This is a genomic window from Ruegeria halocynthiae (assembly GCF_900106805.1).
GTDB lineage: Bacteria > Pseudomonadota > Alphaproteobacteria > Rhodobacterales > Rhodobacteraceae > Ruegeria > Ruegeria halocynthiae.
Genome location: NZ_FNNP01000007.1, coordinates 59,424 through 85,859, shown reverse-complemented (window position 1 = coordinate 85,859; position 26,436 = coordinate 59,424). Strand labels below are relative to the sequence as shown.

22 protein-coding genes are annotated in these 26,436 nt (G+C 59.6%); 19 read left to right on the top strand and 3 right to left on the bottom strand.

What is annotated here, in order from left to right; translation table 11 throughout:
• Positions 1–72 precede the first annotated feature (72 nt).
• Positions 73–405 carry a DOPA 4,5-dioxygenase family protein gene (locus BLU89_RS16035; protein WP_074737859.1) on the top strand — a complete coding sequence of 111 codons (333 nt, stop codon included), beginning with the start codon at positions 73–75 and terminating at the stop codon, positions 403–405.
• On the opposite strand, the gene BLU89_RS16030 is transcribed toward BLU89_RS16035, so the two are convergent.
• The gene (locus BLU89_RS16030) at positions 402–2,030 is read right to left on the bottom strand and encodes an acyl-CoA synthetase (protein WP_074737858.1); all 1,629 of its coding nucleotides are present in this window, start codon (positions 2,028–2,030) and stop codon (positions 402–404) included. The genes BLU89_RS16035 and BLU89_RS16030 overlap by 4 nt on opposite strands.
• Before the next feature lie 221 nt (positions 2,031–2,251).
• Here BLU89_RS16030 and BLU89_RS16025 point away from each other — a divergent pair, with 221 nt between their 5' ends.
• From BLU89_RS16025 to BLU89_RS21125, 13 genes are all read left to right on the top strand, one after another.
• Positions 2,252–3,643 (top strand): aminotransferase family protein, encoded by a 1,392-nt coding sequence (locus BLU89_RS16025; RefSeq protein WP_074737857.1) that lies wholly within the window; start codon positions 2,252–2,254, stop codon positions 3,641–3,643.
• Between the two features lie 158 nt (positions 3,644–3,801).
• Positions 3,802–4,617, top strand: coding sequence for an ABC transporter substrate-binding protein (locus tag BLU89_RS16020; RefSeq protein ID WP_074737856.1), 816 nt, complete (start codon positions 3,802–3,804; stop codon positions 4,615–4,617).
• A 1-nt stretch (position 4,618) separates the two neighbouring features.
• A complete protein-coding gene (locus BLU89_RS16015; RefSeq protein WP_074737855.1) occupies positions 4,619–5,452 on the top strand; it encodes an amino acid ABC transporter permease in 834 nt (277 codons plus the stop codon).
• Entirely contained in the window at positions 5,452–6,183 is a 732-nt protein-coding gene (locus BLU89_RS16010; RefSeq protein WP_074737854.1) for an amino acid ABC transporter ATP-binding protein, read from the top strand. The genes BLU89_RS16015 and BLU89_RS16010 overlap by 1 nt, the downstream gene beginning before the upstream one ends.
• Positions 6,184–6,281: 98 nt before the next feature.
• Positions 6,282–7,757, top strand: coding sequence for a Y-family DNA polymerase (locus BLU89_RS16005; protein WP_176797716.1), 1,476 nt, complete (start codon positions 6,282–6,284; stop codon positions 7,755–7,757).
• A complete protein-coding gene (locus BLU89_RS16000; protein ID WP_074737853.1) occupies positions 7,754–11,101 on the top strand; it encodes an error-prone DNA polymerase in 3,348 nt (1,115 codons plus the stop codon). Before BLU89_RS16005 ends, BLU89_RS16000 begins: the two co-directional genes overlap by 4 nt.
• 145 nt (positions 11,102–11,246) lie before the next feature.
• Positions 11,247–12,233 carry a cobaltochelatase subunit CobS gene (gene cobS / locus BLU89_RS15995; RefSeq protein WP_074737852.1) on the top strand — a complete coding sequence of 329 codons (987 nt, stop codon included), beginning with the start codon at positions 11,247–11,249 and terminating at the stop codon, positions 12,231–12,233.
• A 120-nt stretch (positions 12,234–12,353) separates the two neighbouring features.
• Positions 12,354–14,231, top strand: a complete 1,878-nt coding sequence (cobT, locus tag BLU89_RS15990) for a cobaltochelatase subunit CobT (protein WP_074737851.1) — start codon at positions 12,354–12,356, stop codon at positions 14,229–14,231.
• 294 nt (positions 14,232–14,525) lie between these two features.
• Positions 14,526–15,698 (top strand): alpha/beta hydrolase, encoded by a 1,173-nt coding sequence (locus tag BLU89_RS15985; protein ID WP_176797715.1) that lies wholly within the window; start codon positions 14,526–14,528, stop codon positions 15,696–15,698.
• Between the two features lie 71 nt (positions 15,699–15,769).
• Positions 15,770–17,560, top strand: coding sequence for an aminopeptidase P family protein (locus BLU89_RS15980; protein ID WP_074737849.1), 1,791 nt, complete (start codon positions 15,770–15,772; stop codon positions 17,558–17,560).
• A 63-nt stretch (positions 17,561–17,623) separates the two neighbouring features.
• Positions 17,624–17,968 carry a DUF427 domain-containing protein gene (locus BLU89_RS15975; RefSeq protein WP_074737848.1) on the top strand — a complete coding sequence of 115 codons (345 nt, stop codon included), beginning with the start codon at positions 17,624–17,626 and terminating at the stop codon, positions 17,966–17,968.
• 93 nt (positions 17,969–18,061) lie between these two features.
• Positions 18,062–19,210, top strand: a complete 1,149-nt coding sequence (locus tag BLU89_RS15970; protein WP_074737847.1) for a DUF2235 domain-containing protein — start codon at positions 18,062–18,064, stop codon at positions 19,208–19,210.
• 24 nt (positions 19,211–19,234) lie between these two features.
• Entirely contained in the window at positions 19,235–19,789 is a 555-nt protein-coding gene (locus BLU89_RS21125; RefSeq protein ID WP_083347773.1) for a DUF333 domain-containing protein, read from the top strand.
• A 49-nt stretch (positions 19,790–19,838) separates the two neighbouring features.
• On the opposite strand, the gene BLU89_RS15950 is transcribed toward BLU89_RS21125, so the two are convergent.
• Positions 19,839–20,414 carry a UbiX family flavin prenyltransferase gene (locus BLU89_RS15950; protein ID WP_074737846.1) on the bottom strand — a complete coding sequence of 192 codons (576 nt, stop codon included), beginning with the start codon at positions 20,412–20,414 and terminating at the stop codon, positions 19,839–19,841.
• Positions 20,411–21,919 carry a UbiD family decarboxylase gene (locus BLU89_RS15945; RefSeq protein WP_074737845.1) on the bottom strand — a complete coding sequence of 503 codons (1,509 nt, stop codon included), beginning with the start codon at positions 21,917–21,919 and terminating at the stop codon, positions 20,411–20,413. Before BLU89_RS15945 ends, BLU89_RS15950 begins: the two co-directional genes overlap by 4 nt.
• 135 nt (positions 21,920–22,054) lie before the next feature.
• On the opposite strand from BLU89_RS15945, the gene ubiT reads away from it, so the two are divergent.
• The 5 genes from ubiT to BLU89_RS15920 are packed head-to-tail and all read left to right on the top strand — an operon-like array spanning position 22,055 to position 26,236.
• Entirely contained in the window at positions 22,055–22,597 is a 543-nt protein-coding gene (ubiT, locus tag BLU89_RS15940) for a ubiquinone anaerobic biosynthesis accessory factor UbiT (RefSeq protein ID WP_245709771.1), read from the top strand.
• On the top strand, positions 22,597–23,574 hold the full coding sequence (gene ubiU / locus BLU89_RS15935; RefSeq protein WP_074737843.1) for a ubiquinone anaerobic biosynthesis protein UbiU: 978 nt from the start codon (positions 22,597–22,599) through the stop codon (positions 23,572–23,574). Before ubiT ends, ubiU begins: the two co-directional genes overlap by 1 nt.
• A 4-nt stretch (positions 23,575–23,578) precedes the next feature.
• The gene (gene ubiV / locus BLU89_RS15930) at positions 23,579–24,496 is read left to right on the top strand and encodes a ubiquinone anaerobic biosynthesis protein UbiV (RefSeq protein ID WP_074737842.1); all 918 of its coding nucleotides are present in this window, start codon (positions 23,579–23,581) and stop codon (positions 24,494–24,496) included.
• Positions 24,496–25,731, top strand: a complete 1,236-nt coding sequence (locus BLU89_RS15925) for an NnrS family protein (protein WP_074737841.1) — start codon at positions 24,496–24,498, stop codon at positions 25,729–25,731. The genes ubiV and BLU89_RS15925 overlap by 1 nt, the downstream gene beginning before the upstream one ends.
• Before the next feature lie 4 nt (positions 25,732–25,735).
• A complete protein-coding gene (locus BLU89_RS15920) occupies positions 25,736–26,236 on the top strand; it encodes a DUF2478 domain-containing protein (RefSeq protein ID WP_074737840.1) in 501 nt (166 codons plus the stop codon).
• Positions 26,237–26,436: the final 200 nt, after the last annotated feature.

The following is a 26,436-nucleotide window of genomic DNA, read 5'->3' as shown; positions in this document are numbered from 1 at the left end:
CTGTGTGGCTGTGTGGGTGCCCAAACGCTCTGCGAGAACCTAAGTTTCCCCGTATCAACATACGGAGCCCCCATGCCCCAGATCACCGGCTATCACGCCCATGTCTATTTCAACGCCGACACACAGGACACGGCCCAACAGATCTGCGAGGAAGCTGCGCGTCTGTTTCCCGCCGTCCGGATGGGCCGGGTGCACGCGCGCAATGTTGGTCCCCACCCGCGCTGGAGTTGCCAGTTAGGTTTTCCCGCCGAGGCCTTTGAACAGGTCTTTCCCTGGCTGATTCTGAACCGGCAGGGCCTGACCATCTTCACCCACCCCGAGACCGGCGATCATCTTACAGACCACCGCGATCGCGCCATCTGGATGGGCGAGATGCTGGATCTTGATCTGTCGATCTTCGACTAACTTAACTCTCGCGCCCGGTCACGCAGGATGAACTTCTGGATCTTTCCGGTTGAGGTTTTCGGCAGCGCCCCGAAAACAACCGTCTTGGGCGCTTTGAAATGGGCCATATGATCGCGGCAGAAGGTGATGATATCGGCCTCGCTCACCTGAGCTTGCGGCTTCAACTCGACAAAGGCGCAGGGCGTTTCACCCCACTTCTCATCCGGGCGAGCAACCACCGCCGCCTCCATCACGGCGGGATGTTTATAGAGCGCATCCTCAACCTCAACAGACGAGATATTCTCGCCGCCCGAAATGATGATGTCCTTGGATCGGTCTTTCAGAGCAATATAGCCATCCGGGTGCATCACACCTAGATCGCCCGAGGCAAACCAACCGCCCTTGAAGGCCTTGTCCGTGGCCTCGGCGTTCTTGAGGTAACCCTTCATGACGATGTTGCCCTGCATGAATATCTCACCCATGGTCTCACCGTCTGACGGCACGGGTTCCATCGTTTCCGGATCTGCAACCATCAGCCCGGACAAGGCCACGTATTTCACGCCCTGACGCACCTTCAGCGCGGCGCGATCCTCGGGGCCCTTCTCGTTCCATTCGCCCTTCCATGCGCAGACGACAGACGGCCCGTAGGTTTCGGTCAGGCCGTAGACATGGGTCACCTCGACGCCCATCCCTTCCATGGTTTCGATCACCTTCGCAGGCGGCGGTGCACCAGCAGTCATCACCTTGATCTGTTGGCTGAAATCCTTGAGGTGATCCGGCGCATTGGCCAGCATATTCAGTACGATCGGTGCGCCGCAAAAATGGGTCACGCCCTCCTCTCGGAAGGCCCGGTAGATTGGCTCATCCCGTACGGAGCGCAGACAAACGGACGTGCCCGCATTGGCCGCCATCGTCCAGGGGAAACACCAGCCGTTGCAATGGAACATCGGCAGGGTCCACAGATAGATCGAATGTTGCGGCATTCCCCATGTCAGAATATTCGAGGTCGCGTTCAACGCCGCACCCCGGTGGTGATAGACTACGCCCTTGGGATTGCCGGTGGTGCCTGAGGTATAATTCAGTGTGATCGCGTCCCATTCGTCTGCGGGCAGAGACCAATCGAACTCCGATGCACCCTCGGAAAGCAGGCCTTCATAGGTCAGATCAGCCAACCGCTCGCCGCCGTCAAAGCTGGTGTCTTCGATATCGATCACCAGAATGTCGTGATCCACCTGCTCTAACGCCTGTTTCACGACGCCTGAAAACTCGGGATCGACCAGCAGAACTTTGGCTTCGGCATGGTTCAGTATGAAGGCGATGATCGGCGCATCCAGCCGCGTGTTGATCGCGTTCAACACCGCACCTGCCATGGGTACACCAAAATGTGCCTCGTAAAGTTCGGGGATATTGGCGGCTATGATCGATACAGTGTCGCCTGTGCCAACTCCGCGTGCGACCAAGGCGCTGGCCAGACGTTGACACCGTGCATAGGTTTCTGCCCAGACAAACCTGCGCGCACCATACACAACGGATGGATAATCCGGGTAAATCGCCGCAGTCCTCTCAAGATAACTGAGTGGCGACAAGGGCGTGAAATTTGCGCGGGTTTTAGCCAGATGCTGCTGGTAGATTGTGGTGGCTGTCATCCGGCGATCCTCCCAAATTCGTCAGATTGTTGTATTGAGCACAAAGTTTACACCAAGACAAACTCGTATTAATACGCGATTCTGGTACACTGGAGATATCCTATGGGCCAATCTGGCCCTACTTCGTCGGCCTCATTCGCGTTGATCTGCAGTATCACGTCACTTTACGCCCGTTGGGACCTACTGATTCCCCGCGCGCCCTATCTTTGAAAGGACATGTCATGGACGGCACGTTCAACGAAAACGATCTTTCCCGCGTCGTCGAAGCCGACCGCGCCCACATCTGGCATCACCTGATCCAGCACAAGCCGTTTGAAACCAATGATCCCCGTATCATTGTCGAAGGCAAAGGTATGCGCGTCTGGGACCAGAAGGGCAAAGAGCACCTGGATGCCGTTTCCGGTGGGGTCTGGACAGTGAACGTAGGCTATGGCCGCGAATCCATCTGTAAGGCGGTATATGACCAGCTGATGAAGTTGTGTTACTTCGCTAACACAGCAGGCTCGATCCCCGGTTCGAATTTTGCGGAAATGCTGATCGACAAGATGCCGGGTATGAGCCGTGTGTATTACACCAACTCAGGTTCCGAGGCGAACGAGAAGGCGTTCAAAATGATCCGCCAGATCGCGCACAAGAAGTACGGCGGCAAGAAGACCAAGATCCTGTATCGCGACCGCGACTACCACGGCTCAACACTGGCAACTATGTCTGCGGGCGGTCAGGACGAGCGCACAGCGCAGTACGGCCCCTTTGCGCCCGATTTCGTACGCGTGCCGCATTGCATGGAATACCGCAAGCACGAGCTGGACGGCGCGCCCGTTGAGAACTTTGGTGAATGGGCAGCGGATCAGATCGAAGAGGTCATCCTGCGCGAAGGCCCCGACACCGTAGGCGCGCTGTGCCTTGAGCCGGTAACCGCAGGTGGCGGTGTGATCGAAGCGCCCGAAGGCTACTGGCAGCGCGTGCAGGAGATTTGCAAGAAATACGACGTGCTTCTGCATATCGACGAGGTTGTCTGCGGCGTTGGCCGGACCGGCACCTGGTTCGGTTACCAGCAATACGGCATCAAACCCGACTTTGTGACCATGGCCAAAGGTGTCGCCTCGGGCTATGCGGCGATTGCCTGCATGGTGACCACCGAGGAAGTCTTTGACATGTTCAAAGAGGATGCTTCGGACCCGATGGGTTATTTCCGCGATATCTCGACCTTTGGCGGCTGCACCGCTGGTCCCGCAGCGGCAATCGAGAACATGCGGATCATCGAAGATGAAAACCTGCTGCAGAACTGCACCGATATGGGTGACCGCATGATGGGCAACCTGCAGGCGTTGATGGAAAAGCACAAAGTCATCGGCGACGTACGCGGCAAAGGCCTGTTCCTGGGTGCCGAACTCGTTGCTGATCGCGGTTCCAAAGAACCGGTTGATGAAAAGCTGGCGCAGGCTGTTGTCGCAGACTGCATGGCGCAAGGCGTCATTATCGGCGTCACCAACCGCTCGATCCCAAGTCGCAACAACACGCTGTGCTTCTCGCCGGCGCTGATCGCGACTGCGGATGACATCGACCAGATCACCGACGCCGTGGATGGCGCACTGGGACGCGTCTTCGGCTGAAACCGCGACGCAGGCGACCACTGAAACCAACGAAACCCGCCAGATTCTGGCGGGTTTCTTTTTCGTTCACAACCCAATACCGGCCATCATCCGCTGGACAGTGCCGATGGGCAGAACTACCGTAGCCGCAACTCAATCCAACTGGAGGTTTGTATCAGATGCTCAGGGCATTCTCGATTGCGGCAACTTCGTTTCTGGCTCTCTCTACTGCGGCTTTCGCGCAAGAGCAGTGCGCCACCGGAAAAACCCTGACGGATGGCAAATTTACCATCGCAACGGGCAACCCGGCCTATTACCCTTGGGTGATCGATGACGCACCCGAAAGCGGCGAAGGGTTTGAGGCGGCCGTGGCTTATGCCGTAGCTCAGGAAATGGGGTTCTCGGCAGATGATGTCGTCTGGGTCCGGTCTTCGTTCGATGAGGCGATCCAGCCCGGCGCCAAGAATTTCGACGTCAACATTCAGCAATACTCGATCACACCCGAAAGGGATCAGGTGATTGATTTCTCGACCCCATATTACACAGCACCAATGGCAGTTCTGGTCAGCGCAAATGCGGCGGACACCGCTCCGACCGTCGAGGCGTTGAAAGGTCTGGTATGGGGCGTCATGGGATCGACCACAGCTGTACCCAAGCTGGCCAGCACCATCGAGCCGGACAATGACCCGCTGATTTACGGCGACAATGCCGATGTCAACGCAGCCATGTCGGCCAACCAGATCGACGCAGCCCTGTTCGACCTGCCCACCGCCCTGTTCCTGAGCGCGGTGATGATCGAAGGCTCGAAAGTCATCGGCCAGTTCCCCGCAGATGAAAATGACAATCCCGATCATTTTGGAATGTTGATGGAAGAGGGCAACCCGCTGAAAACCTGCGTTGATGAGGCTCTGGCAGCGCTGGCAGAGAACGGCAAGCTGGCCGAGATCGAAGCCAAATGGTTGCAGGACACCACTGGTGTTCCTCTGATCCAGTAACATGGGCAGGTCCAAGGCGGCGGGGATGACCCGCCGCGAACGCTATGAGGCGCACCAACGGCGCAGGTCGTTGGTGATCGCTTCGGTCAGTTCTGTCACCGTTGTGGCCGCGCTCTACTTTCTGGTGCCGCTGGCGCCGGGATGGTCGAAGGTTCAGCAAAGCTTTTTCAACGGCGACACGCTGGTCAAAACCTTCCCAAAACTGCTTGAGGCGTTTCGGATCAACGTGATGATCTTCCTGTGGTCCGCGCCTGCCATCGCAGTCCTTGGCCTGCTGATTGCTTTGGCGCGGGATGCCAAATCGCCCGCCCTGTTTCCGTTGCGCATCTTCGGCGCGGCGTTCACCGACATTTTCCGCGGCGTGCCAGTCATCCTGACCGTCTATCTGATCGGGTTCGGCATACCGGGGCTAGGCCTGCCGCGCCCGTGGAATTCCCCTTATATCTGGGGCTCGCTGGCTCTGATCCTGACCTATTCGGCCTATGTGGCCGAGATCTTCCGGTCTGGTATCGATAGCGTCCATCACAGCCAGCGTGCGGCCGCCCTGTCTTTGGGCTTGTCGGAGCAGCAGGTGATGCGCGACGTGGTGTTGCCGCAGGCCATTCGCAATGTGGTGCCGTCACAGATGAACATGCTGATTGCGCTGCAAAAGGACGTGTCGTTGCTCAGCTTCATCGGCCCGGTCGAAATCTTCCGTCAGGCGGGCGTGTTCAAATCGCTGCTGGCAAATTTCACTCCTTATGTGGGGGCCGCGATCATCTTTCTGATCGTCACCATCCCCGCCACCCGCTACGCCGATCACCTGATGGCCCGCCAAATGCGAGAGAGGCGCTGATGCCCAAACTGGAACTTCAGGGCGTCATCAAACGCTTTGGCGACCGTACGGTCTGTGACGGGATTGATCTGACTGTGGATGAAGGCCAGATGGTCTGCCTGATCGGCGCGTCAGGGTCTGGCAAATCCACCCTGTTGCGCTGTATCAACCTGCTGGAACCCATCGAAGACGGCGCGATCTTTCTGGATGGCGAGGATATTTCGATCCCCGGTCTGAACCCGCAATCGGTGCGCGCCCGGATCGGGATCGTGTTCCAAAGCTTCAACCTGTTTCCGCATATGAACGCGCTTGAGAATGTCATGCTCGCCCCCCGTCGGGTGCGCGGGCTGACCCGCGCCGAATTGCAGCCTGAGGTCGAGGCGCTGTTCGCGCGGTTCGGGTTGGCCGACCGGATGCACAACTATCCTGACCAGCTGTCGGGTGGGCAGCAGCAACGCGTCGCCATCGTTCGTGCGCTGGCGATGCAGCCCGAGGTCATGTTGTTTGATGAAATCACCTCGGCCCTTGATCCCCAATTGGTGGGCGAGGTGCTGGATGTTCTGCTGATGCTTAAGAAACAGGGCATGACGATGGTGATGGCCACGCATGAGATGGGCTTTGCCCGCGAGGCAGCCGACAAGATTTGTTTCCTCGACAGCGGGCGGATCCTCGAAGGAGGCCCGCCCGAGACTGTGTTTGGCAACCCGAAACATCAGACCACGCAAGCGTTTCTGGCGCGGGCGCTGAAGTAATCCTCCGCTTCTGACCCCTGACGATATGGCCCTCAAGGACTCGACTCTTTGAGGGCTGAGAACGTATAAGAACAAATATAGAACATTTGAGGTTTTATATGTTCGCTGGGATGCAGCGCCGCATCATTTCACTCTGGTTTCCCCGGCTGGCAAGTGACCGGGCTCTGCGCGTGCGGCCGATTGATGGGCCGTTTGTTCTGACGCTGAAACAGAACAACGCAAACCGGGTGTACTGCCTGAATACGCAGGCCCAGCGGCAGGGCCTGGATCGCGGCATGCCTTACTCCGATGCCCGCGCCTTTTGCCCCGATCTGCAAAGCCATCCCGCCGACCCGCAGGGGGATCAGCGGTTCCTGCACGCCCTGCGCCGTTGGGCCACGCGCTATTGCCCCTGGGTCGGGTTGGAAGGAGAGGATGGGCTGGTTCTGGACATCACTGGATCGGCCCATCTTGCGGGCGGGGAAGAGATGATGCTGACCGATATGCGCAGGCGGCTGGCCCGGGCCGGGCTGGCGGTGCAGATCGGCCTTGCCCCGACACGCGGGGCGGCCTGGGCTTTGGCGCATTATGGCGAGGGGGTCGCGACCCAAGACACGCTGAAAGCCATCCGCGCCCTGCCGGTGGCGGCGCTGCGACTGGATGAAGATACCTCGGTCGCGCTGCAACGGCTGGGCCTGCGCCGGATTGGCGAGTTGGCGCAAACCCCGCGCGCGCCGCTAACGCGCCGGTTTGGCCCCGAGGTGCTGATGCGGCTGGATCAGGCGCTGGGGGATCAGCCCGAACAGATCACCCCGCTGGCCGACCCACCCCATTACGGCGTGCGCATGACCCTGCCCGAACCCATTGGCCTGCTGTCTGACATGATGGCCGGGGCGGAACGGCTGCTGGAACGGCTCTGCGACAAGCTGAAAGCGCAGGAGAAAGGCGCGCGCAAGCTGTGCATGACCTTGCGCCGTGTGGATCAGGACCATCAGCAGGTCGAACTGCGGCTGGCCCGCCCTCTGCGTGACCCGTACCGCATCCTGCCCCTGTTCGAACGTGGACTGGCCGAGGTGGATGCGGGGTTCGGGGTTGATCAGCTCCGGCTGGAGGCCACGCTGGTGGAACCCCTGCCCGTGCGCCAGATCAGCCGCGCCGCAAGCCGGGGCAAAGACCAGTTGGACGACCTGATCACCCGCATCGGCACCCGGATCGGGCTGGAGCAGGTCCACCGCCTGCTGCCCGCGCAAAGCCATATCCCCGAACGCAGCTTTATCATCTCGCCCGCCGCCTATTCCGATCCCGCAGGCGGGTGGTGCGCTCTGCGCCCGCGCCCCCTGCAGTTGTTTCCGCCAGAACCCATCGCCGGATCAGGCCCGCACCCGCCACGCCGCTTTCGCTGGCGACGCATGTCCCTAACCTCGGGCCGCTCAACTGGCCCCGAACGTATATGCCCCGAATGGTGGCTGGAGGATGAGAACTGGCGCACTGGCCTGCGCGATTACTGGCAAGTCGAGACGCGACAAGGGCGACGACTGTGGCTGTTTCACACACCGCAAAACCCGGGGTGGTTCGTGCATGGGGAATTCGCATGAGCAAGCCAAAGCCACCCAGTTCACACGCGCAGGACCCCGGCTATGCCGAGCTGTGCGTGACCACCAATTTCACCTTCCTGACCGGGGCCTCACACCCCGAGGAGATGGTGACCCGCGCGGCAGAGCTGGGCCTGAAGGCCATCGCGATCACCGACCGGAACTCCTTGGCCGGGGTGGTCCGGGGCTGGAGCGCATTGAAAGAGCTGCGGCGCGAGGCGGAAGGCGCGGTACAGATCCGCTCGCAACACCGCCTCGATTCCTCGTCCCGGCAAGAGGTCGGGCATGTGCAGCCGATCGACAAACCGGACGTGCCCGCCCTGCCCAAATTGATCGTCGGTTGCCGTCTGGTTCTGCGCGACAGCGCGGTGCACTGGCTGGCCCTGCCCCGCGACCGCGCCGCGTATCAGCGGCTGACCCGCCTGCTGACTTTGGGCAAACGGCGGGCCGAGAAAGGGGAATGCCATCTGGACATGAAGGACATGCTGGGGGCCTGTCAGGGGATGATCCTGATCGCGCTGCCCCCGGCTGGATTGCAGCAGGCCATCCCGGATGTCCAAAGGATCAGACGGCAATTTCCCAACGCGGTCTTTCTGGGGGCCACGCCGCGCTATGATGGCAGCGATCGGGCCTATCTGGCAGCTTGCGCGCGCGCCGCGCAGAAAGCCTCGGCCCCCATGGTTGCGGTGGGCGATGTGCTGATGCACCGTGGCAACCGCCGCCAACTGGCCGATGTGCTGACCTGCATGCGCGAACACATCACGATTGACCAGATCGGCACCCGCGCCCTACCCAATGCCGAACGGCGGCTGAAAGGCTATGCAGATATGGCCCGGCTGTTTCAGGACCACCCCGGCGCGCTGCGCCGCACGCTTGAGATCGCCGACCGCTGCAGCTTTGACCTGAGTGAGCTGTCTTATGAATACCCCGACGAGATCGCCACTGCCGAGACCCCGCTGGCGCGGCTGGAACGTCTGGCCCGCGAGGGGCTGAAACGGCGCTATCCCGATGGGCCGACGCAAAAAGCCATCAGCCTGATGAAAAAGGAACTGGCTTTGGTCGCGGATCTGGATTTCCCGGCCTATTTCCTGACCGTGCATGACATTGTGCAATTCGCCCGCTCGCAGGGCATTCTGTGTCAGGGGCGCGGCTCGGCGGCCAATTCAATCCTGTGCTATCTGCTGGGCATCACCGATGTCAGCCCTGACATGATCGCCATGGTGTTTGAGCGTTTTGTCTCGAAACACCGGGGCGAGCCGCCGGATATCGATGTGGATTTCGAACACGAGCGGCGCGAAGAGGTGATCCAGTGGATTTACGAGCAATATGGCCGCCACCGCGCGGGCCTCTGTGCCACGGTCATCCATTTCCGGTCCCGCGCGGCGATCCGCGAGGTGGGCAAGGTGATGGGGCTGTCTCAGGACGTCACCGCCGGTTTGTCCGGCCAGATCTGGGGGATGAGCAATGGCGGTGTTGACGCGGAGAGGCTGAAAGAGCTGGGCCTCGACCTCAAAGACAGGCGCCTGATGCAGACGATCCGCCTGATCGGCGAGATCATCGGCTTCCCGCGCCATCTGTCGCAGCATGTGGGCGGGTTCGTCATCACCAAAGGGCGGCTGGATGAGCTGTGCCCAATTGAAAACGCCGCGATGGAAGATCGCACCGTGATCGAGTGGGACAAGGATGACATCGATGCTTTGGGCATTCTGAAGGTCGATGTGCTGGGGCTGGGGATGCTCAGCTGCATCCGCAAGGCGTTTGACCTGATGCAGCAGCACAACGGCGAAACCCTCAGCATCGCGACTGTCCCGCAAGAGGACACGGCGACTTATGATATGCTGTGCGCCGCTGATGCGGTGGGCGTGTTTCAGGTCGAAAGCCGGGCGCAGATGAATTTCCTGCCGCGGATGAGGCCGCGAGAGTTCTACGATCTGGTGATCGAGGTCGCCATCATCCGGCCCGGCCCCATTCAGGGCGATATGGTGCAGCCCTATATCCGGCGGCGCAACGGGCTGGAAAAGCCAGAACCTTTCGGGCCTGAGCTGGAAAAGGTGACCGCCCGCACCTTGGGTGTGCCGCTGTTTCAGGAGCAGGCCATGCAAATTGCCGTTGTGGGCGCGGGTTTCTCGGCGGAAGAGGCCGATCATCTGCGTCGATCGCTGGCGTCATTCCGGCGTATGGGCACGATTGGCACGTTCAAGGACAAGTTCACCGCCGGTATGCTGAACAAGGGCTATCCGCCCGAGATTGCCGAGCGCTGCTTTTCCCAGATCGAAGGCTTCGCCGATTACGGCTTTCCCGAAAGCCATGCCGCGGCCTTTGCGATGTTGGCCTATGTCTCGGCCTGGATGAAATGCCATCACCCGGCGATTTTTGCCTGTGCACTGCTGAATTCGCAGCCCATGGGGTTTTATGCCCCCGCCCAGATCGTGCGCGACGCCCGCGAGCATGGGGTCGAGATCCGCCCGGTCTGCGTGAACGCGTCGGAATGGAACAATCTGCTGGAGCGTCGCGCCGATGGGGCGCTGGCCCTACGGCTGGGTTTTCGCCAGATCAAGGGGTTCAAGCAGGAGGATGCGGATTGGATCGTGGCCGCGCGCGGCAATGGGTATCCGGACCCCGAAACGCTGTGGTTGCGGGCCGGGCTGCGCCCGGATGTGCTGACCCGTCTGGCCGAGGCGGATGCGTTTTCCGGCCTGGACCTGACCCGGCGCGACGCGCTGTGGCATGTCAAAGCCATCCGCAGCCGGACCGCCCTGCCCCTGTTCAACGACCCGATTGATGGGGAAAGCATCAACGAGCCACAGGTGAACCTGCCGGTGATGCATCTGGGCGAGGAGGTGGTGGAAGATTACGTCTCAACCCGTCTGACCCTGCGCTCGCACCCGATGGAACTGTTGCGCCCGTCCCTGCCCGGCCTTGTGCCGCACGCCACGCTGCAGGACATCCCGCTGGGCCGCTACAGCGTCTGCGGGCTGGTGATTACGCGCCAGCGACCCGGGACAGCCTCGGGCGTGATCTTTCTGACGTTGGAGGACGAAACCGGGGTCAGCAATGTGGTTGTCTGGCCCAAGGTCTATGAACGGTTTCGCCGGATTGTGATGGGCGGGCGGCTGTTGCAGGTCCGCGGATATCTGCAGCGCGAGGGGATCGTCGTGCATCTGATCGCGCAGGAGATCACCGATATGTCGCATAAGCTGTCAGAGCTTGGGCATCCTCTGGACGAGGCTGTCGGCATCACCCAACCGCAGGCGGATGACACCCCACGCCCCCGGCAGACTGCATCCAGCGCGCGCCATCCACGCGAACAGGCCAAGCGATTATTTCCGAGCCGGGACTTTCATTAGAACCAACGCCATCATAAGGCCAGTTTCAAAGAAACATCCGGCTAACGTGATCCCGCCGCCTCTTCCCCTTGCCCTTGTCCGCAATATGTTGCACCACACACGGGTTCAAACCCGGTGAACGGGCCAAAGGATAAGGACAAGGCGCATGGCTGACGGATCGATTGATATCAACGCAAAACCCACCGAAGACATTTCGGTTCGCGAGGTGTTTGGCATTGACAGCGATATGGCAGTCAAAGGGTTTGCCGAGCGCAGCGACCGCGTGCCAGTGATCGATCCGACCTACAAGTTCGACCCCGAAACGACGCTGGCGATTCTTGCAGGCTTTACCCATAACCGCCGGGTGATGATTCAGGGCTATCACGGCACCGGGAAATCGACCCATATTGAACAGGTTGCCGCCCGTCTGAACTGGCCCGCCGTTCGCGTGAACCTCGACAGCCACATCAGCCGGATCGACCTGATCGGCAAGGACGCGATCAAGCTGCGCGACGGCAAGCAGGTCACTGAATTCCACGAGGGTATTCTGCCCTGGGCCCTTCGTAACCCGGTTGCCATCGTGTTCGACGAATATGATGCAGGCCGCGCAGACGTGATGTTCGTGATCCAGCGCGTGCTGGAACATGACGGCAAGCTGACCCTGCTGGATCAGAACGAAATCATCACACCGAACCCGAACTTCCGCCTGTTTGCGACTGCCAACACCGTGGGTCTGGGCGACACGACTGGCCTCTATCACGGTACGCAGCAGATCAACCAAGCGCAGATGGACCGCTGGTCGCTGGTCTCGACGCTGAACTATCTCAGCCATGATGCAGAGACAATGATCGTGCTGTCGAAGGCCCCACACTACAACACCGCCGAGGGCCGCAAGACCGTCAGTCAGATGGTCACCGTCGCCGACCTGACCCGGACCGCCTTCATGAACGGCGATCTGTCGACTGTCATGAGCCCCCGAACCGTGATCAACTGGGCGCAGAACGCCGAGATTTTCCGCGATGTAGGCTATGCATTCCGTTTGTCGTTCCTGAACAAATGCGACGAACTGGAACGTCAGACGGTTGCCGAGTTCTATCAGCGTTGTTTTGACGAGGAACTGCCGGAAAGTGCAGCGAGTGCAACTCTGGGCTAAGCTTCTGAATTGCGCCCTGACGGGCGTAATGCCTCCGGCGGAGGTATTTTTGGCCAGATGAAGGGGGATCCGGTTTCGCATTGATGCGGCGGGTCACCGAAACACGAAGGGCGTTTGAACATGGTGCAGAAGAACGACAATCCTGCTGATCCGTTCAAGAAGGCTCTGGCCGAAGCCACCAAAGTTATGGCCGATGACCCCGAGTTGTCGGTGAGTTATACGGTCGACCCTTCTGGCCTGTCAGGCGAGTCGATGCGGCTGCCGCAGGTCTCGCGCCGGATGACGCGGGAAGAGGTTCTTCTGGCGCGCGGTACGGCGGATGCCTTGGCGTTGCAACGCAAGTATCATGATGACGCGACGCATAATCGCTATGCCCCGCCGGGCGATATGGCGCGCGATCTGTATGAGGCGATGGAAGTTGCTCGGTGCGAGGCGATGGGTGCGCGCGACATGCCCGGTACGGCCAGCAATATCGACGTCAAGATCGGGCATGAGGCGATCCGGCGCGGCTATGACCAGTGCAAGCAACCTGCGGATGCGCCCTTGGCGGTGGCGGCTGGCTATCTGATCCGACATCTGGCCACTGGGCGCGAATTGCCGCCTGCAGCTGAGAATGTCATGAACCTGTGGCGTGGTTTCATTGAAGAACAAGCCAGCGGGACGCTGGAAAACCTTGACGAGATTCTTTCGGATCAAGCCCAATTCGCGAAATTCGCGCGGCAGATGATCAAAGACCTCGGCTATGGCGACCAGTTGGGTGATGACCCGGACGAGCTGGATGACGAGCAGGAAGATCAGGCCGAGGACGATTCCGAAGAGCAACCCGATCCCGACAGCACCGGGCAGGATGATCAGGACGAGCAGGACGCCGATGCGACCCCTGAGCAAACTCAGGAAGAGCAGCAGGACCAGTCTCAGGCCCAGGTCTCGATGGACGAGATGGCCGAGGATGAGATGGGCGATGAGGCTGAAATGCCTGAAGGCGAAGCTCCGATGGAGCCGCCTGCCCCTCCGCCCGCGTCTGAAGCCGATCCGGATTACAAGGTCTATCTGAGCACACATGACGAAGAGATTGCCGCCGAAGATCTGGCTGAACCGGCTGAACTGGAACGCCTGCGCGCCTATCTGGATCAGCAGCTGGAGCCGCTGAAAGGCGCGGTCAGCCGATTGGCCAACAAGCTGCAACGTCGCTTGCAGGCACAGCAGAACCGCAGTTGGGAGTTTGACCTCGAAGAGGGCATTTTGGATGCCGGTCGACTGGCGCGCGTGGTGGCGAATCCAACCACACCGCTAAGCTTCAAGGTCGAGAAGGATACCGAGTTCCGCGATACCGTAGTGACGCTGCTGCTGGACAATTCCGGCTCGATGCGAGGTCGTCCGATCTCGATCGCTGCCATTTGCGCCGACGTTCTGGCGCGGACGCTGGAACGCTGCAACGTGAAGGTTGAAATTCTGGGCTTTACCACCCGTGCGTGGAAAGGCGGCCAGGCGCGTGAGGCGTGGCTAAACGATGGCCGCCCACAGCAACCGGGGCGTTTGAACGATTTGCGCCACATCATCTACAAAGGCGCCGATGCGCCGTGGCGGCGTGCACGACCCAATCTGGGCCTGATGATGAAAGAAGGCCTGCTAAAAGAAAACATCGACGGTGAGGCGCTGGAATGGGCGCATCGCCGAATGATGGCGCGGCGCGAACAGCGCAAGATTTTGATGGTGATCTCGGATGGTGCCCCGGTCGATGATTCAACGCTCAGCGTGAACCCGGCAAACTATCTGGAGAAGCACCTGCGCGATGTAATCGCCATGGTCGAAAAGCGCCAGATGGTAGAGTTGCTGGCCATCGGGATCGGCCACGATGTGACCCGGTATTATGACCGAGCCGTGACCATCACCGATGTGGAGCAATTGGCCGGGGCAATGACCGAGCAACTGGCGGCACTGTTCGACAGCGATCCGCGGGCGCGGGCCAGAGTCATGGGGATGAAACGGGCCAGCTAGGCCCGTTGACCTCGCCCTATGTGGCGGGCTAGCATCCTCAATACCCAACACCATATCAGCGATCCGGCCATTGGCTCAATTCGGGGTTGGGTTGTATCGCGCGCGTACCGAACGGCGGTATGGTGCAGCAATGCGATGTCGAAGGGTGGCATCATCGGGACCTCCTGTTTGTTGTCTCTAGTTTGGCAACCGCGCCCTCCCCTCGCTTGAAGACAATCCTGAGAAATCCCCGAGAAACCATTGGGAATGCCATTGAACCTTGTGGCCCCAATCGAAACGGAGTGTATTCGGCCCATGCGCTATGAGTTTGCAGATTGTGTTTTGGATGTTGATCGCCATGTATTGCTGCGGTCTGGTGAAACCGTGCCGATAGAGCCTCAGGTTTTTGATCTGCTGGAATTACTGGCTGAAAGTCCCGGCAAGCTAGTGGTGCGCGACGAGATCATCGAACGGGTCTGGAATGGTCGGTTTGTCTCAGATTCAACGATCAGCGCGCGTATCGCCGCAGCCCGCCGGGCGGTTGGAGATGATGGTAAATCGCAACGGATTATTCGGACAATTGTACGGCGCGGTCTGCAGATGGCCGTCGAGGTCAGTTGTGAGAACACGCTGACCCCGCGTGAACATCGAAAAACACAGCACCTGAAATATGCGCAAGGGACCAATGGCCAGGCGATTGCGTACACCAAATCAGGTGAAGGCCCACCAGTCGTGCGCGTGGGATCAATCGCTTATGATCTGGAAGCGGAATGGCGATTGCCATCAGAACGCGCCTATATCAACGCGATGGAAGAGAAATTCACTCTGCTGCGCTACAACAAGCGCCATCAGACAAACTGGGGTGATCCCAGGCATGTAGACTATGACGGCGTAACCGAGGACATATTGGCGGTCTCGCAAACCGCGGGATTTGACCGCTTTGCAATCGTCGCCGAGTTTGGCGGCCTATTTTCTGCCCTGCGGTTTGCCGTCAAATATCCTGAACGGGTCAGTCGCCTTGTCATTGTTGGGGGTTGGGCAGAAGGTCGCAATCATCGCGACGGCGTGGAGGGGCCGGATTCTATCCGCAACCTGATTGTAGAGGGGTGGCAGGACCCCGGTAGCGGCTATGCGGTCGGCTCTCTACTTAGCTATTTCCCGGAAGGCCCGCTTGAAACCGTGCGCGAGATCGTGGGCGAACTGCAAACGCTCTATTCCGTGGAGGAAAAGCTGTACCAGCGCGATAGCGGGAACACAGCTTCGGTTCTACATTTGTTGCCGCAGGTCCAATGCCCAACCTTGATTTTGCACGCGCGAAACAGTGCGGTTCATCCTTTGTCCGAAGCCCACAAACTGGCAGCGGGAATTCCCGGGGCTTCACTGGCTATTCTGGAAACAGCCAATCACATTCCGCTGCCCGGAAACTCTGTTTACGACACATATATGCAAAGCCTGATTGAGTTTCTTGAGGCGCCTGACGAAAACTGATCAGGCGCTGGACATTTCTCGGTTCAGCCCTCAGGTTCCACCGCATCCAGACACACCTGATGAGGTTGCCCATGTTCCAAAGTTTCGAAGTGACCGCACGCCCGGAACAAGGCCCCCCGCGACTGGCTGCCTTGCGGGACGAGTTGGCGCGCGAAGGCTTGCAGGGCTTCCTGATCCCACGCGCGGATGCGCATCAGGGGGAATATGTGGCCCCTCGGGATGAAAGGTTGGCTTGGCTCACAGGTTTCACGGGCTCGGCCGGGTTTTGTGCAGCGTTGACGGATGTCGCCGGGGTCTTCATCGACGGGCGGTATCGTACGCAGGTGAAGGCGCAGGTTGCTAAGGAATATACTCCGGTGCCGTGGCCGGATGTCAGCCTGAGCGCGTGGTTGAAAGAGCAACTGCCAAACGGCGGCAAGGTTGGGTTCGATCCTTGGCTCCATGCGGCAGGGCAGATTTCCAGCGCTCAGAAGGACCTTGAGGGCAGCGGGATCGAGCTGGTGCGCTGCAACAATCTTGTGGACCGGATTTGGGCAGACCAACCGGTACCGCCCAAGAGCCCGGTCAGGGTGCATCCGCTTGAGTTTGCAGGTGAAAGTGCTGAGAACAAGATTAAGCGCCTCGCCAATGAACTGCAGGATGCCGATCGCATGGCGGCGGTAATCACCTTGCCGGATTCGATCATGTGGTTGCTGAACATCCGAGGCTCGGACATCGGGTACAATCCGGTGGCTCATGGGTTCGCCATTTTGCACAGCAATGGCCGGGTGGATCTGTTCATGGCCGCCGCCAAGCTGACCGGGTTGGCGGATCATCTGGGTCCGCAGGTAACGCAACACGAGCCGGAGGCGTTCCTTGCCTCCGTCGAGGCGCTTAAGGGTAAAGTGCAGGTTGATCCAAGCACGGTCCCGCAGATCGTGGCGGATGCACTGGGGGATCGGATGGTCGATGGTGGCGATCCCTGCGCTCTGCCGAAAGCTCGCAAAAACCCCGCCGAAATCGCGGGCACGGCCGAGGCTCATCTGCGCGATGCGGCGGCAGTGGCAGAGCTGTTGTGCTGGCTGGATGCACAAGAACCCGGCAGCCTGACCGAGACGCAAGTGGTGAGCAGGCTGGAAGAATGCCGCTGCCGGGACAATGCGCTACAGGATATCTCGTTCGATACCATCGCGGGCACCGGACCGAACGGGGCCATCATGCACTACCGGGTGACCGAGGAAACCGACAGCCGACTGGAAAACGGTCACCTGCTGGTGTTGGACAGCGGCGGGCAGTATCTGGACGGCACCACGGACATCACCCGCACCATTGCCATCGGAGAAGTTGGCGATGAGGAAAAGGCCTGCTTTACCCGCGTACTCAAAGGTATGATTGCCATGTCGATGCTGCGTTGGCCGGTTGGATTGGCCGGACGTGATATCGAATGCGTCGCGCGGTTGCCGCTCTGGCTCGCCGGACAGGATTTCAACCACGGGGTCGGCCACGGGGTCGGCACGTATCTGAGCGTGCACGAAGGCCCTCAGCGTCTGTCACGGGTCAGCCATGTCCCGCTTGAGCCCGGTATGATCCTGTCCAACGAGCCGGGATATTATCGCGAGGGCGCTTTTGGCATCCGGCTCGAGAACCTCGTCGTTGTGGAAAAGGCTCCCACCCTGGCCGGCGGTGACGGCGAACGTGCCATGCTGAACTGGCGCACGCTGACTTATGTCCCCGTTGACCGGCGCCTGATCGTCGTGGACATGCTGACACGCGAAGAACGCACCTGGCTGAACGCCTACCACCGCGACGTGGCGGAAAAAGTCCGGCCAAGGCTGGGCGAAGCCGTGCAACTGTGGTTGGATGCCGCAACCGCACCGGTCTGACACCGGAGTGTTACATAGATTGGGCAAAGGAGAGGCCCTGAAAAGACGAGGGAAGGAACAGGAATGACAGACAACATCACGATCCGCAAAGCACCGGGCAAATGGAGCGTCCGTTCAGGCGGGGCGATTCTGGGTGAAACCACGGCGGCGCTGGAGTTGCTTGAAGGCGAAAAAGACCCGGTGATCTACTTCCCGCGCACGGATATCGCGATGGCCTTTCTGGATCGGACCGACAAGGTAACCCAGTGCGCCGGCAAAGGAGAGGCCGCGCATTTCTCGATCGTGAACAAATCCTCGGTCACCGAAAACGCAGTCTGGAGCTACGAAGATCCAATCCCCGCAGTGGCTGAACTAAAGGACCATCTGGCCTTTTACCCCGGCGACTCGGTCAAAGTTGAGCGGCTATAGCGCCGCCAGTCCGGGCAATCCCGCATTAACAGGCAGGTCAGTTTCTCGTAAGGTCAGGGCATTCGTATTCATACATTTGCTCAAGGACGGTCCGTGAAGAAAATTGTGATATGTTGCGATGGTACCGGGAATGAGATCCGTGAGAACCAATTCAATGTTCTCAAATTCTATCGGGTCCTCAAGGAAAGCGCCGATCAGATCGGGTTCTATGACCCGGGCGTCGGGACGATCTCGAACAGCGGCGCCTGGAGCCGATTCAAGAACCAGCTCAAGGGTGTGTTCGGGCTGGCCACCGGATATGGGCTGGATGCCAATGTTCTGTATGCCTACAGGTTCCTGATCCGCCATTTCGAGGACGGCGATGAGGTTTACCTGTTTGGCTTCTCGCGCGGCGCACATACCGTGCGTGTGCTGGCCGGGTTCATCAATATGGTCGGCCTGCTGCACCCCCATCAGGAGCATCTGTGCTCTTACGCGCTAACGGCTTACAAGCAATCCGGCGCCCGGGATGAATTCGACGTCGCGTGGCGTGTGCAGGAGGTCCTGAATACTCGCCGCATCACCATACGGTTCATGGGTTGCTGGGATACGGGCGCCTCGGTGATCGTGCCGCGACCCGACCGGATGTACCTGCCCTCACTCGAGGCGCTGCCTTACACGCAGACCAACCCTTGTGTGCGTGTGTTCCGGCATGCCTGCGCAATCGATGAACGCCGCCGCATGTTCCGCCTGTCCCGCTGGCAAGAGCCGCAGCCGTTCAAAACCAACCCATTCGTCAAGGACGAGGATGCCGAACCGCAGGATATTCAGCAGGTCTGGTTTGCAGGCTTGCACGGGGACAACGGCAGTGGATATCCCGAACAGGAAAGTGGCGCCGCAAAGTATCCGCTGGCTTGGATGGTGGACGAAGCCCGCGCCCACGGGCTGGTGTTTCGCGAAACTATGGTCAAACGGCTGGTCATGGGCGAGAACCCGAGGAATGTGCGAGCGGGCAGCAAACGTGACTACGCGGCCCCCGATATCCATGCAGAGCTACACGATTCAATGACTTTCTGGTGGCGACTGCTGGAATATCTACCGAAACGGAAGAAATGGCATGACAACCCGGAAATTCGCAAGCAACCCGACTTCTACATCCCGATGAAAGAGCCGCGCTTTGTTCCGATTGATGCAACCCTCCACCCCTCGGTCCGGGAACGGATCGACCTGAACACTGGGTATAAGCCCGAAAACCTGCCCTAACGACAAGCTGCGCGAGGTGAGAACATGACAAATCAACTCTTGAAATTTCCGGGCCCGCTTTTTGCCCTTGCGATGGCCTTGTGGGTGTCCCTGCCCACAGCAAGCACCGCCAATCCCGGTCTGGCCAATCCTGCAGCAACCTACTGCATCACGCAGGGCGGGCTTTATGGCATCCGCGACGGCGCCGACGGACAGAGCGGCGTGTGCCAGTTGCCCGATGGCACCAAAATCGACGCATGGACCTATTTTCGCGAACACGACGCGGATCAAAACAACAACAAAACGACCGGGCTTGCAAATCCCGCCGCAGTTTATTGCGGGTCGATTGGCGGTGACTATGATCTGAAGACGTCTCGCTGCACGTTCAGCGACGGCGCGTCCGCCGACGCATGGGAACTGTATCGCAAAGCCCATGGCGGCAATCATCAGTTAGTGAACCCAGCCGCGGCCTATTGCCTTGAGATCGGTGGCAGCTACAAGATCAAGGATACCGGCTCGGGTCAGGTGGGAATCTGCACCAAACCGGATGGCACCTCGCAAGATGCATGGGCACTGTTTCGCGCCGATCACCCCGAGTGATCTGCAGGCCATGATCCAAGCAAGTATCTTACGCGGTTTCGTACCCTTTTCAGGTCGTGGATGAGTTCCAGCGGTTGGCCACTGGTTCGCCAATCCCCAGACAATCGACAGCACGGGCCGCGATCTGATTGATGATATCGCTCAGATCGTGCGGTCCAAGGTAGAAGGCTGGAACCGGCGGCATGATCACTGCGCCCATTTCTGTCGCGGCCGTCATGTTCCGCAAATGAGCCAGCGTCAGCGGCGTTTCACGGGCCAGCAGGATCAGAGGTCTGCGTTCTTTGAGTTGCACGCTGGCGGAGCGGGTCAGCAGATTATCGTCCAGCCCGTGCGAGATCGCCGCAAGAGAGCGCATCGAACAAGGCGCTACGATCATGCCCAACACCGGAACCGAGCCCGACGCGATACTGGCCCCGACATCTGCGTTCGAATGGAACCGGGTGGCCAGCGCTTTCAGCTCGACAAGCGCATCAGCACCGCATTCCTGTGCCAAAGTCAGATGCGCGGCCCGACTGACGACCAGATCAATCTCGGCACCCAATGTCGTCAACCAACGCGCGACCGCAAGGCCGAGACCTGCCCCGGACGCGCCAGAGACACCCAATATAACCCGCGCCGCCGTCATTTGCGCAGCTCGGGCAGAATGCGGCCCACCAGCTTGTCGGCAAAGGCCATATCCGCGTCAGAGGTGTGCATGACCGAGCCCCATTCCCTGCTGGTTTCGCTGCCGATCTTGGTGGTGGCATCAATGCCCATCTTACCCGCCAGCCCTGCCTGAGGAGACGCGAAATCGAGGTAATCCATAGGGGTATTCTCCAGCATCATCACATCTCGGGAAGGGTCCATGCGCGTGGCCAGAGCCCAGGCAATGTCGTCCCAGTTTCCGGGGTCGATATCATCGTCCACGGCAATGATCATCTTGGTGTAACTGAACTGTGGCAGCATTCCCCACAGTGCCATCATCACCCGCCGCGCCTGCCCCGGGTAGCGTTTGTCGATGCTAACCGCTGCGATGCGATAGGAACAGGCGGCAGGTGGTAGCCACAGGTCGCGGACCTCGGGTATTTGTGCGCGGATTGTCGGCAAGGCAAGCCGATTGAACACCTCGCCAATAATTGCGGGTTCGTCCGGTGGACGGCCGGTATAGGTCGACAGATACAGCGGCGCATTGCGGTGGGTCACCGCACTGACCTGCATCACCGGAAAAGGTTCCGCCGGATTGTAGTATCCTGTGTGATCGCCGAACGGACCTTCGGGGGCGGTATCGGTGGCGGACACCCAACCTTCCAACACGATCTCGGCATCGGCCGGGACATACAGCGGAACTGTTTTGGCGGGCACCAACCTCGGGCGGGCCCCGTTTAGAGCCCCCGCAAAAGTCAGCTCGGAAACGGTTTCCGGAAGCGGCAGCGCCGCCGACAAGAGCGTCGCCGGATCTGCGCCCAGAACAATCGCCACGGGCATCTTTTCGTTGCGTTGCGCCCAGCTGCGATGATGGGCAGCCCCTCCGCGATGCGGCAACCAGCGCATGATCAGGCGATCCCGGTCCAGCACCTGCACCCGATAGACGCCGGCATTGTACCGACCAGTGTTTTCAGGTTCGCTGGAATAGGGGCGGGTCACCACCACCGGCCAGGTGATCAGCGGCCCCGCATCACCCGGCCAATGTGTCTGAACCGGCAACGTCGACAAATCGACCCCGGCCCCGCTGTGAACCACACTCTGAACAGGAGCCGACCTGACAATCTTGGGTCGGGTGGCAAGGGCGGCTTTAAGCATCGGCCAACGCGACAGCGCATCGCGCAACCCATCCGGCGGTGTCGGGGCGCGGAGTGCGGCCAGAAACTCACCTAACCCTTCCAGCCCGTCAGGCGTGACGCCTAGACCGGCGGCGACGCGTTCTTTGGTACCGAACAGATTCACGACAACCGGGATATCCGACAATCTATCCTGTTCGATCAGGGGTTGATCGAATTGCAGAACCGGCCCTTGTGCTTCCAGCACGGCCCGGTGCACGGCTGTCATCTGATGGCGCACTGAAACCGTGTCCGGAATCGCGCGGAACTGGTCGGTCTCTTCGCACCAATTAAGGAAATGTCGAAGCGAGGGGTATGGTGGCAGGGTACGAATGTGACTGCTCCGGGATTTTTCTCCTCCGTATCAACGATGCAACGCCACAGAATTGACAACGGTCAATTTCCTGAACCTGCGGTCATCCTAAGAAGCTATCAGTGATCAACCTCGTCGAGGCAGCAGGAGGTCTGTTTGTCCGATCCTCAAAATCAGTTACCGCACTGTCCCGCAGCATTGGCGGCAGCTTTGCGCGTCATGCCGCTTGCACCACTTTCGCTTTCACTGACCGCGTTTTCGCGCAGAATCGCAAGGAATCATCCCGCTCTATTTCAACGCCTCGGGGCCTATGGCCGCACGGAATTCGTGCTTGATCCGGTCGATCTGCCGATTGTTGTGTGTCTCAATCCAAATGATGGCCGACCCAGGATCAAATTGACGCGTCGGAAGGCTCAGGGCGCGGCGCGGATATCGGGCCCGCTGGCAGCGCTGATTGGATTGGTTCACGGCGCATTTGACGGTGACGCCTTGTTTTTCTCGCGCGATCTCGTGATCGAAGGCGACACAGGTGCGGCATTGGCATTGCGCAACGCGATAGACGACGCCGAATTGGACCTTGCACAAGAGGCCGAGACACTTTCGGGCCCGCTTGCGCGGCCAGTCCATCACCTGATCGCCATCGCAGAACACCAGACCGGGCTTTGTCTGACCCGACCCGAGGACGCCACGATATGGTAATGGAAATCGTTTGCCCGGCGGGCACCCCCGCCGCCTTGCGCGCCGCAGTCAAAGCCGGTGCGCACACCGTTTACTGCGGTTTCAACGATGAAACAAACGCGCGCAATTTTCCCGGCCTGAATTTCGACCGGGCCGAAATGCGCACCGGCGTAGACTTTGCCCATCAACATGGCGCCAAGGTTCTTGTCGCCATCAATACGTTTCCCCGCGCAGGCGACGAGGCAATCTGGCATCGCGCCATCCATGATGCCGAAGCCTGTGGCGCAGATGCGGTCATTCTGGCCGATCCCGGTCTGCTGGATCATGCAGCGCGCCACCACCCGGGATTACGCAGACATCTGTCAGTACAAGCCGCAGCGGCCAATGCTGATGTCATTAACTTCTACGCTGAAACTTTTGGCGTGAAGCGGGTGGTGCTGCCGCGCGTTCTGTCGGTGCCCGAGATCGCTGCCATCAACGCCGAAACTGAGGTGGAGACCGAGGTGTTTGTCTTTGGCGGTCTTTGCGTCATGGCCGAGGGCCGGTGCTCGTTGTCGTCCTACGCTACCGGGTTGTCCCCGAACATGAATGGCGTCTGTTCGCCTGCCAGTCACGTGGACTATAGCGAGCATCAGGGTGTTCTGGATGCCCGGCTTGGCGGATACCTCATTCACCGCGTCGATAAGGATGAGCCTGCGCCTTATCCGACTCTGTGCAAAGGCTGTTTCTCGGCTGGTGAAAAGACTGGGCATCTGTTCGAAGATCCCGTCAGTCTGAATGCCGAAAGGTTGATCCCGCAACTGCAAAAGTCCGGGGTAACGGCACTGAAGATCGAGGGGCGGCAGCGGTCAAAATCCTATGTCGCTCAGGTCGTGCGCAATTTCCGCACGGCGGTTGACGCGCTGGACGCGGGTCGCCCGCTGCCCGAGGGTATGCTGGCGCGTCTCTCCGAAGGTCAGGCCATGACAACCGGCGCTTACAAGAAGACCTGGAGATAACACAATGGAGCTGACAATCGGGCCAAATCAATTTTTCTGGCCAGCAGAAACCTGGAGCAGCTTCTATGACGATCTGACCCATGCGCCGGTCGATCGCATCGTGCTTGGCGAACTGGTCTGTTCTAAGCGGTTGCCGTTTTATCAGGACCGTATTCCAGACGCTGTATCTGCTCTGATCGAAGCCGGAAAAGATGTCGCTCTGACCAGCCTCGCCCTCGTGACACTCAAGCGGGAACGCAAGTTGACGGCTGCGTTGGCCGAAATGGGCGTGACGGTCGAAATCAACGACCTGACGGCACTGGCTTACATTCCTGAGGGACAAACGTTTTATGTGGGTCCGCTGGTGAATGTCTATAACGAAGGCACACTGAGATGGCTGGCTTCGCGTGGTGCGCGCCGCGTATGTCTGCCGCCGGAACTGCCGCTGGCCTCGGTCGCGGCGCTTGCGAAGGCGGCCAGCGATCTGGGCGTCGCGGTCGAGGTCTGGGGGCATGGGCGGCTGCCGCTGGCGATATCCGGGCGCTGCTATCACGCGCGGATGCATGGGCGTAGCAAGGACAACTGCCAGTTCGCCTGCGAAGACGACCCGGATGGGCTGGATGTGATGACACGGGATGGCAAACCCTTTATGGCGATGAACGGTGTGCAGACGCTATCGGACAGCTATGCCTGTACCGATCATCAGATCGAACTGCTGCGTGCTGCAGGTGTCTCATCCCTGCGCCTTTCACCTCAGTCCCAAGGTTTCATCCCACTATGTGATCTCTATCGCCAGAGAATCGATCAGAGCCTTGCCGAGAGTGACCTTGCACAGCAGATCCGCACACTTAACCCCGATATCCGTCTGAGCGACGGGTTTCTGACAGGAAGCTGCGGTGCTGACTGGTCCGGCCCCCAGGATCGCGGCACTCCGAACCGGTGATGGCGGCGGTCAGGGACTGCACAGGCTTCCGCGCATTCTGGGAAGCGCCACATCGCCCGCTGTTTCTTGCAGCCATCTCATGCGCCTTGCTGAGCGTAGCATGGTGGCCGCTGGGCGTTCGGCTTGGCCTGCCCGGCCCAGCTTTTGAACCGGCAATCGCCTGGCATGTGCACGAGCTTTTCTTTGGGTTCGCTGCAGCAGCAATCGGAGGCTATCTGCTCACCGCATTGCCCGGTTGGACAGGGAACCAGCCGGTGCGCGGGGGCATCCTGAAACTGCTATTGGCATTCTGGGTGTCGGCCCGCCTTGCGATGGCACTGGCGATTTACCTTCCTGATCTTGTGCTTTTTGCCCTCAACAGCGGTTACTTTGTGTTGCTTTCAGGGATCATTGGCCAACAGCTCGTCTCGACCCGCGCCTATCGAAAGTTGGGATTTTTGCTTGCGGTCACAGCACTTGGCACAGCAGAGGCGCTGTTTCTGACCAGGGTGCTTTACGGTATGCAGTGGGAAGGTCTTGAAATGGCGCGCGCACTGCTGATTGGCGTTGTCATGCTGATGGTCACGGTGGGTACACGCGCGATCCCGGCTTTCACCAACAACTGGTTCGCGCAACGCGGATATACGATGCGAGCCCGCCCGGCATTGGCAGCAGTGATCGTGATGGCACAACTGGCGCTGGCCGTTTCAATGGTCGCCAAACTGCTCGGTCAAGATGAGATCGCAAATGGCGCAATGATATGCGCAGCGCTTGGTTTACTTTGGAACATGCGGGGCTGGCAATGCAGGGCGGCGCTGGCAAACCCGTTGCTTGCGGCCCTGCACGTCAGTTTTCTCTGGCTGCCTCTTGGGCTGCTGACCATTGGATTTTCGAGGCTGGCCCCTGCCCTTTATCCAGCGACCGACGCGGTGCACGCCGTGACGATTGGCGCGATGTCCGGTCTGATCATGGCAATTTCAGGCCGCGCAGCCGCGCATACGGAATTGGGAGAGATGCAAGCCAACACCGGATTGAAACTCGGATTTATGCTAATCTGGGCTGCAACCTGTATCCGTTTGGTGGCCCCGGTGTTAGTAGAACTTCCGCTTACGATGCTGGCCGCCGTAACATGGTGTCTGGCCTGGATCGCATTCGCCACTGGATTCCTGCCGGCGCTTACCGGCCCGCTGCGACGCCCCGTTCTCAGCGGTCGTCGGCACGAAACATTAGCAAAAGCCCCAAGGCCGAAAGGATGAAACAATGAAGCTTGCATGTGTGACCTCACAGAAACAGGGCGAAATCGACCGATTGCTGGCGGAACTGGCTGCTGAACTGGAAAGTGAAGGCATAGTGCTGAGTGGGATCATCAAGGACCTGAGTTACTCTGCGGTTCACGAAAACGGTTGCGACATGAGCGTGCGCGTGCTGCCCGCAGGACCGGTGATCAAGATCACCCAAAACCTCGGCAAGGGCTCTGATGCCTGTCGGCTGGATCCGATGGCATTAACCGATGCTGTGACATGCGTTGAACAGGCAGGTTTTCAGAATGTCGACCTGTTCATCCTGAACAAATTCGGACCCGAAGAGGCCGCAGGCAGAGGGTTCTGTTCTGTCATGGGAAAGGCACTGGATCATGGCATTCCGGTGTTGGTCGGCGTCGGCAAGGCAAACAAAGAGGCCTTTTTGAAGTTCGCCGGAGGATTGGCCCAGACCTTACCAGATGATGAAACGGCACTTCGGCACTGGTGCGCCGGAATCTGACCCGAAATTCACTCGTAGATCTACGAACCTGAAACCGAACTGATCAGAAAGCTGGGGGTATTTTATCGCCGGATTGGCCGCGCAGGTACTGGTTAACAATGCCGGAATATCGAGAGGCTGTAGTTCATCCAAACCGCGTTGGCAGGTCGGATTTCCTGACTGAGGATGGCACCGGGCGATCGCATTGCAACCGCCCGGAA

Excerpts from the sequence above, each read along its gene's own strand:
- BLU89_RS15985 (WP_176797715.1), top strand. The coding sequence starts at position 14,526 with ATGCGCTATGAGTTTGCAGATTGTGTTTTGGATGTTGATCGCCATGTA.
- BLU89_RS15975 (WP_074737848.1), top strand. The coding sequence starts at position 17,624 with ATGACAGACAACATCACGATCCGCAAAGCACCGGGCAAATGGAGCGTC.
- BLU89_RS16010 (WP_074737854.1), top strand. The coding sequence starts at position 5,452 with ATGCCCAAACTGGAACTTCAGGGCGTCATCAAACGCTTTGGCGACCGT.
- BLU89_RS15950 (WP_074737846.1), bottom strand. The coding sequence starts at position 20,414 with ATGACGGCGGCGCGGGTTATATTGGGTGTCTCTGGCGCGTCCGGGGCA.
- BLU89_RS15980 (WP_074737849.1), top strand. The coding sequence starts at position 15,770 with ATGTTCCAAAGTTTCGAAGTGACCGCACGCCCGGAACAAGGCCCCCCG.
- BLU89_RS21125 (WP_083347773.1), top strand. The coding sequence starts at position 19,235 with ATGACAAATCAACTCTTGAAATTTCCGGGCCCGCTTTTTGCCCTTGCG.
- cobT (WP_074737851.1), top strand. The coding sequence starts at position 12,354 with ATGGTGCAGAAGAACGACAATCCTGCTGATCCGTTCAAGAAGGCTCTG.
- BLU89_RS16000 (WP_074737853.1), top strand. The coding sequence starts at position 7,754 with ATGAGCAAGCCAAAGCCACCCAGTTCACACGCGCAGGACCCCGGCTAT.
- BLU89_RS16015 (WP_074737855.1), top strand. The coding sequence starts at position 4,619 with ATGGGCAGGTCCAAGGCGGCGGGGATGACCCGCCGCGAACGCTATGAG.
- BLU89_RS15920 (WP_074737840.1), top strand. The coding sequence starts at position 25,736 with ATGAAGCTTGCATGTGTGACCTCACAGAAACAGGGCGAAATCGACCGA.
- BLU89_RS16020 (WP_074737856.1), top strand. The coding sequence starts at position 3,802 with ATGCTCAGGGCATTCTCGATTGCGGCAACTTCGTTTCTGGCTCTCTCT.
- BLU89_RS16035 (WP_074737859.1), top strand. The coding sequence starts at position 73 with ATGCCCCAGATCACCGGCTATCACGCCCATGTCTATTTCAACGCCGAC.
- BLU89_RS15925 (WP_074737841.1), top strand. The coding sequence starts at position 24,496 with ATGGCGGCGGTCAGGGACTGCACAGGCTTCCGCGCATTCTGGGAAGCG.
- cobS (WP_074737852.1), top strand. The coding sequence starts at position 11,247 with ATGGCTGACGGATCGATTGATATCAACGCAAAACCCACCGAAGACATT.
- BLU89_RS16025 (WP_074737857.1), top strand. The coding sequence starts at position 2,252 with ATGGACGGCACGTTCAACGAAAACGATCTTTCCCGCGTCGTCGAAGCC.
- ubiU (WP_074737843.1), top strand. The coding sequence starts at position 22,597 with ATGGAAATCGTTTGCCCGGCGGGCACCCCCGCCGCCTTGCGCGCCGCA.
- BLU89_RS16030 (WP_074737858.1), bottom strand. The coding sequence starts at position 2,030 with ATGACAGCCACCACAATCTACCAGCAGCATCTGGCTAAAACCCGCGCA.
- ubiV (WP_074737842.1), top strand. The coding sequence starts at position 23,579 with ATGGAGCTGACAATCGGGCCAAATCAATTTTTCTGGCCAGCAGAAACC.
- BLU89_RS16005 (WP_176797716.1), top strand. The coding sequence starts at position 6,282 with ATGTTCGCTGGGATGCAGCGCCGCATCATTTCACTCTGGTTTCCCCGG.